Origin of the sequence: Kitasatospora sp. NPDC057542, assembly GCF_042801945.1 — a bacterium.
Lineage (GTDB): Bacteria > Actinomycetota > Actinomycetes > Streptomycetales > Streptomycetaceae > Kitasatospora.
In genome coordinates, this window is the sequence record NZ_JBHVFE010000490.1 from 1 (window position 1) to 6562 (window position 6562).

The following is a 6562-nucleotide window of genomic DNA, read 5'->3' on the forward strand; positions in this document are numbered from 1 at the left end:
ACCGGGGCCGCCGGAGCGGCGGGACGCGCGGCCGGGCGCGGGCCCGGGGCCGGCGCGCCCGGCTTCGGGGCGGCGGGGGCGGCCGGCGCGGAAGGCGCGGCGGCAGCCGGGGTCGGACGGGGACCTGGGGTCGCGCCGGGGCGCGGACCCGGAGTCGGAGCCCCCGGCTTCGGGGCACCCGAGCCGGCGGCGGGGGAGGGCGCCGCGGTCTTCCGCGGGCCCGGCTTGGCAGCGGAACCACCACCGGTGGGGGCCACACCAAGCGCGTCAGTCAGCTTGCGCACGACCGGCGCCTCGATCGTCGAGGACGCCGAACGGACGAACTCACCGAGCTCGGTGAGCTTGGCCATGACGGCCTTGCTCTCCAAGCCAAGTTCCTTGGCGAGTTCGTAAACCCGGACCTTAGCCACTTCACTCCTGTCTATGAGTCCGGGGGTCTCGTCCGCCGGACTGTCGCTACTTCATGGGCGTACCCATCGCGTACTCATCGCGTACTCATCGAGTGCTCATCGCAATCTCGACCTACTTCCACATCGCGAGGTACCTGACTGGTGGCACGGCGTGCGGCTGCCCGCGCGCTGTGCCTTGTTGCGGTGGTTCTCCGCCGCGCGAGCGGCGGCCGTCGCAGGAGGCGGCCCGCCTAGGAGGCTCCGCCCGCCCGCTCCCCGATGAACTCGCGGAGCCGCTCCGTGTCGAGCGCGCCCTGGAGCCGGAAGGCCCGGGGGAACGCCCGACGGCGGACCGCGAGGTCGAGGCAGGCCGGATCGGGATGCACGTGAGCACCCCGGCCCGGAAGTGCGCCACGGGGATCAGGGACGCACTCGCCCTCGACCGCCGTGACACGCAACAGCTGGTGCTTGGCCGCGCGCTTGCGGCAGCCCACGCAGGTGCGTTCCGGGCGTGCTCGGACATGCGTCCGGCCAGACGAAGGCAAGTCTACCCCTCCGAAGCGACATGGCGCCGCCCCGCCGATCCCGGAGGGCCGACGGGGACGGCCACGACAACACTGACTACTGGGCCTGCGATTCCTCGGACTGGCCCTCGGTGTCCGGCCGGATGTCGATCCGCCAGCCGGTCAGACGCGCGGCCAGGCGGGCGTTCTGCCCCTCCTTGCCGATCGCCAGCGACAGCTGGTAGTCCGGCACGATCACCCGGGCGGAACGCTGGGCGGCGTCCACGATCTCCACGCTGGTCACCCGCGCGGGCGACAGGGCGGCGGCCACCATCTCCCGGGGGTCCTCCGACCAGTCGACGATGTCGATCTTCTCGCCGTGCAGCTCGCCCATCACCGCGCGCACCCGGGAGCCCATCGGGCCGATGCAGGCGCCCTTGGCGTTCAGGCCCTGGCGACGCGACCAGACCGCGATCTTGGTCCGGTGGCCGGCCTCACGGGCGATCGCCGCGATCTCCACGCTGCCGTCCGCGATCTCCGGGACCTCCAGCGCGAACAGCTTCTTCACCAGGCTCGGGTGGGTGCGCGACAGCGTCACCGAAGCCCCGCGCACACCCCGGCGCACGGCCACCACGTAGCACTTCAGCCGGGTGCCGTGCCGGTAGTCCTCACCCGGGACCTGCTCCTGCGGCGGCAGGATGGCCTCCAGCTTGCCGATGTCGACCAGCACGTTCTTCGGGTCGTTGCCCTGCTGGACGACACCGGTGACGATGTCGCCCTCCTTGCCCGCGTACTCGCCGAAGGTCTGGTCGTCGGCGGCGTCGCGCAGGCGCTGCATCATCACCTGGATGCCGATGCTGGACGCGATCCGGCCGAAGCCGCTCGGGGTGTCGTCGAACTCCTTCGGCTCGACGCCCTCCTCCAGCTCCGCCGGGTCCTCCATGGCCCACACGGTGACGTGGCCGCTCTTGCGGTCCAGGTGCACCCGGGCCCGGCGGCGCGAGCCCTCGGTGCGGTGGTACGCGGTGAGGAGGGCGGACTCGATGGACTCGACCAGCAGGTCGAAGGGGATGTTCTTCTCGTTGACCAGCGTGCGCAGGGCACTCATGTCGATGTCCACGGCTACGCCTCCTCGTCTTTCGTCACGTTCGTCATGGTCGTACGGCACCCGGGGGTCACTCGGCGCCGTCCTCCCCCTCGTCGAAGTCCGCGGCCTCGTCCAGGAGCTTGTCGTCGTCCTTGCGGTTGAACTCGACCTGGACGCGAGCCCGGGCCACCTCCGCGTACGCCAGACGGCGCTCCTTCGGGCGGCCGCGCCCCTTCACCGGCTGCACCTCGACCAGTGCGCCGTCCTCGTCGGCCTCCAGCACCCGGGCGACGATCTCCCCGCCGTCCACCAGGTGGATCTTGGCCAGCCGACCCTCGGCGCGCTGCCAGTGCCGGGGCAGGACCAGCGGACGCTCCGCACCCGGCGAGCCGACCTCCAGCAGGTACGCCTCGTCCCCCATCAGGTCCGACTCGTCCAGGGCCTCACCGACCACCCGGCTGAACTCGGCGATGGTGTCCATGTCCACGCCGTCATCGGTGTCGACGTCGATCTGCACCTGTCGGCGGCTGCCCGCCCTGGTGACCCTGACGTCCTCCAGATCCAGTCCGGCCTGCTCGGCCAGCGGCTCCAGCAACGCTCGCAGCCGGTCGGTGTGGGTGGTGCTCATCCGGGTGGACTCCTCGGCCGCGTCTGCTGTTGTCAGAAGGTCGCCCCGCACCCCCGGTGCCACACCGGATCACGGCAGCTCGGCCCAAAGCCTATCCGGTCAAGCCCCCAACCACCGATTCCGGACCTCCGCTGACCACTCGCACACCACCCACTGCGAGCAAGCTCACACCCGGCACGGCACCCCCGAACCGGGCCCGGGAACGTGGGGATTCTGTAATCATTCACGCCAACGAGGGCAGGCGGGGAGGCCGTCCTCCCGTACCCGCCCGGAGTGACCGCGATGCAGCCGCCCAGCCGAAGGACCTTCCTGGCCCTCGGACTGCTCACCACCCTCACCGCCTGCACCGCCGACCCTCGCGGCGACCGCCCCGCCGGCCCCACCCCACCGCGCGACCCGGACACCCCCGCCCGCCTCCGTGCGATCGCCGACACCGACCTCCTGCTCGGCGCCTACGACAACCTGCTCACCGTCCCGGGCACCCCGACCGCCCTGCTCCAACCCCTGCGCGACGACACCGCCCAGCACCGCGCCGCCCTCGTCCAGGGCCTGCCGACCGCGAGCCCCTCCCCCACCAGCACCCCGTCCCGCTCCCTCCCCACCCTCGCCGAGCTGGCCGTCATGGAGCACCGGACCGCCGAGTCCCACCTCGACGGCTTCGGCGAGGTCAGCCCGCCCCTCGCCCGGCTGCTCGCCTCCATCTCCGCCTCCAACGCCCTGCACGCCGCGGCCCTCGGCGACCAAACCCCCGTCAAGACCCCCGACGGCAGCGCCGAAGCCACTCCCGCCACCGGGTCCGCCGCCGTCCCCACCCTCCAGACCGCCCTCAGCGCCGAACACGCCGCCGTCTACGGCTACGGCGTGGTCGGCGCCCACCTCCCCGACGACCCCCAACGCACCGACGCCCGCACCACCCACGCCGCCCACCAGGCCCAGCGCGACGCCTGGCAACGCCTCCTCACCGCCTTCACCGCCGCCCCCACCCCCGCCGCCGGCGGCTACCGGCTCCCCTTCCCCGTCACCGGCCCCGCCGACGCCACCAAACTCGCCGTCCACCTGGAAACCCGCCTGACCACCGTCTACGCCGACCTGGTCGCCGACGTCCCCGCCCCCTACCGCCCCCTCGCCGCCACCGCCCTCCGCGAAACCACCCTGCGCGCCCTCCGCTGGGGCGCCCCGGCCACCCCCTTCCCGGGCATCCCCAGCTGACCCCCGGAACCTCGGCGGGCGCGTGGCGAACGCCCCCGCGCCCACACAGAACCACCCCCGGCAACCCCCACCCACAGGGTTCGGCAGTCGGAAAACCATCCAGCCCCCGGAGCGGCCACCGCCGGAGCCGCCCCCGACACCCACCCTCCGAAAGCCCCGTCCCAGCCCCCAAACCCCGACAATGGACCCATGTCGGGAGCCGAACCCACCATCACCGTCCCCACCTGGCTGACGAACAGCGTCGCCACCACCCACGGCGAGGCCGGCCGCCAATGGCTGGCCACCCTCCCCGCCAGGGCCACCGCCCACCTCGCCGCCTGGAACCTCACCCTGGAACGGACCCTCGACCCCGGCGGCAGTCTCAGCCTCATCGCGTACGTCCACCGCGACGACCTCTCCCCGGCCGTCCTGAAGGTCGGCCTGCCCACCCCCGAGACCGCCCACGAGCACACCGCCCTCACCCACTGGGCCGGCCGGGGAGCCGTCCTCCTCCTCGACGCCGCCCCCGCCGAGGGCGTCCTCCTGCTCGAACGCCTCCACGGCGAGATCCCGCTGCGCTCCCTCGCCGAACCCAAGGCCATGCTGGAGGCCACCAGCCTGCTGCACCGCCTCTGGACGGAACTCCCCGCGGGACACCCCTTCCCCACCGTCCCCCAGCGGGTGGCCGCGGCCACCGCCACCGCCGCCGCCCTGGCGGCCCCCCGCCCGGACCGCCACCCGGCCCACCACGCGGCGATCACCGAAGCCCAGCCCCTGATCGCCGAGGCCCTGGACACCGCCAGGACCCTGGCCGACTCCGCCGACGAGTCCTTCCTCCTGCACGGCGACTTCCACCACGGCAACGTCCTGGCCGCCGACCGCGCCCCCTGGCTGGCCATCGACCCGCGCCCACTGGCCGGCGAACGCGCCTACGACCTGGCCCGCCTCGCCCTGGACCGCGCCGACACCCTGCTCGGTGCCCCCGGCGCCCCCGCCGCCGTCCGCCGTCGGCTGGGCCGGCTCTCCGAAGCCCTCGAAGTCGACCAGGACCGACTCCGCGGCTGGACCCTCTTCCGCGCCGTCGACCTCGCCCTCCGCGCCCTCACCGCGGACCGCCGCGAAGACGCCGAGCTCTACCTCGAATTCGCCAACTCCCTCTGACCCACGAATCTTTACGCCCCGGCCCCTACGCCCCGGCCCCCCGCAAGGGCAACCGAGCCCCCATCACCGCATACAGCCGGTCCGTCGCCGGAAACCGCACCGCCCGCGCCAGATCCCGGTACCCCAACGCCCGGTAGAGCCGCCGTGCCGGCGTCTCCGCGTCGATCGCCGAGAGGATGCTCCGGTCCAGCCCCGACCGCTCGCACAGCGTCCGGATGATCCGCGAGCCGACCCCCTGCCCCTGGAACTCCGGCAGCACGTGCAGCTCGGTGACGGCGAAGACCCCGTCCAGCCAGTCCTCGTACCCCCGGGCCGTCAGATACGGCTCGATGACGGTGCTCCACCAGTGCTCCCGATGGTTGGGCATCCCGTACCCGAACCCGATCAGCCGCCCCCCGCTCATCGCCCCGAGCGCGATCACCCCGGGCTGCAGGGCGTGCCGCCCCACGATGTGCAGCCGGATCGCGACCTCCTCGGGCGTCAGCCCGAACGCCACCGCCTGGACCTCCAGCGCCTGCGGCGCCCAAGCCGCAAGGTCGATGGCCTCGATCGTCACCCCGGTCAGCTGATCCATGCTCCGGACGTTACTACCAGCGGCCCCGCAGCGCGGCCGAAGATCCCAACCACATCTCGCACGGCTCGTTCGACCCGCTCAGAACAACACGCTCATGAACGCCCCGACCTCCCGGAACCCCACCCGCCGGTACGCGGCCCGGGCCCGCAGGTTGAAGTCGTTGACGTACAGCGACACCACCGGCGCCACCTCCCGCAACGCGACGTCCAGGACCGCCGCCATCCCCGTCTCGGAGAGCCCCTGCCCCCGGTGCTCCGGAGCGACCCAGACCCCCTGGACCTGACAGGCCCCCTCCGTCACCGCCCCGATCTCCGCCTTGAAGACGACCTGCCCGTCCTCCCCGAATCGTGCGAACGACCGCCCGGTGGAGACGAGTTCGGCCACCCGGGCCTGGTAGAGGAGCCCCCCGTCCCCCGCCAGCGGCGACACCCCCACCTCCTCGGTGAACATCGCCACGCACGCCGGCATCAGGTCCTCGACCTCGTTGCGCCGGACCCTCCGCACCAGCGGATCCGGCGCGATCTCCGCCGACGGCACCGAAGTCGCCAACAACGGCTGGTGCGCCCGCACTTCCCGGGCCGGCCCCCAACTGCGCTCCAGCAGCGCCCAGAAGGCCGCCGTGGCCGCCGCCGGCCCGACGATCGAGGAACAGCGCCGCCCCTGCCGCCGGGCCCGCTCCGCGAACGCCGCGACCGCCTCGGACCCGGCGTTGACCAGGACCAGGTTCGCCCCGGTGTAGCAGAGCGCGTCCAGCACGCCGTCCCCGTCGTACCAGCCCCACATCTCCCCGCCGAGCCGCCACGGGTCCAGCCCGACGGCCTCGACCCTGGTCGCGACGAAGGCGTTGGCGACCGGGTCGCGGTGGAGGATCTCCAGGACGTCCGGGAGGTCCGGCGGCTCCAGCACGCGGGTGGTGGCCAGGGCCCGGACGGCCTGGAAGGAGCTCGGGAGCATCACACCTCGATCGAGCATCGAGACAGCACCTCACTGAGACGACTCTGGCCGCACCCTACTCCGTGGCCCCACCCGGCC

7 protein-coding genes and 1 pseudogene are annotated in these 6562 nt (G+C 73.2%); 2 read left to right on the forward strand and 6 right to left on the reverse strand.

All coding sequences use genetic code 11. The features are described 5' to 3' along the window. The 4 genes and pseudogenes from ACFU7Y_RS37445 to rimP form a co-directional block, all read right to left on the reverse strand. Positions 1–368, reverse strand: a pseudogene (locus ACFU7Y_RS37445) (translation initiation factor IF-2); the annotation flags it as partial. A 272-nt stretch (positions 369–640) separates the two neighbouring features. Further along, on the reverse strand, positions 641–934 hold the full coding sequence (locus ACFU7Y_RS37450; RefSeq protein WP_224282505.1) for a YlxR family protein: 294 nt from the start codon (positions 932–934) through the stop codon (positions 641–643). A 76-nt stretch (positions 935–1010) separates the two neighbouring features. Further along, positions 1011–2012 (reverse strand): transcription termination factor NusA, encoded by a 1002-nt coding sequence (nusA, locus tag ACFU7Y_RS37455; RefSeq protein WP_224282506.1) that lies wholly within the window; start codon positions 2010–2012, stop codon positions 1011–1013. 55 nt (positions 2013–2067) lie between these two features. Continuing rightward, positions 2068–2607 carry a ribosome maturation factor RimP gene (rimP, locus tag ACFU7Y_RS37460; protein WP_224282507.1) on the reverse strand — a complete coding sequence of 180 codons (540 nt, stop codon included), beginning with the start codon at positions 2605–2607 and terminating at the stop codon, positions 2068–2070. 282 nt (positions 2608–2889) lie between these two features. Between rimP and ACFU7Y_RS37465 the strand changes: the two genes are divergently transcribed. Next, positions 2890–3816 carry a ferritin-like domain-containing protein gene (locus ACFU7Y_RS37465; RefSeq protein ID WP_263455308.1) on the forward strand — a complete coding sequence of 309 codons (927 nt, stop codon included), beginning with the start codon at positions 2890–2892 and terminating at the stop codon, positions 3814–3816. Between the two features lie 189 nt (positions 3817–4005). Further along, the gene (locus ACFU7Y_RS37470) at positions 4006–4956 is read left to right on the forward strand and encodes an aminoglycoside phosphotransferase family protein (RefSeq protein ID WP_224282508.1); all 951 of its coding nucleotides are present in this window, start codon (positions 4006–4008) and stop codon (positions 4954–4956) included. A 25-nt stretch (positions 4957–4981) separates the two neighbouring features. Here ACFU7Y_RS37470 and ACFU7Y_RS37475 read toward each other — a convergent pair whose 3' ends face one another. After that, positions 4982–5530 carry a GNAT family N-acetyltransferase gene (locus tag ACFU7Y_RS37475; RefSeq protein WP_224282509.1) on the reverse strand — a complete coding sequence of 183 codons (549 nt, stop codon included), beginning with the start codon at positions 5528–5530 and terminating at the stop codon, positions 4982–4984. A 78-nt stretch (positions 5531–5608) separates the two neighbouring features. After that, entirely contained in the window at positions 5609–6484 is an 876-nt protein-coding gene (locus tag ACFU7Y_RS37480) for a GNAT family N-acetyltransferase (protein ID WP_380771034.1), read from the reverse strand. Positions 6485–6562: the final 78 nt, after the last annotated feature.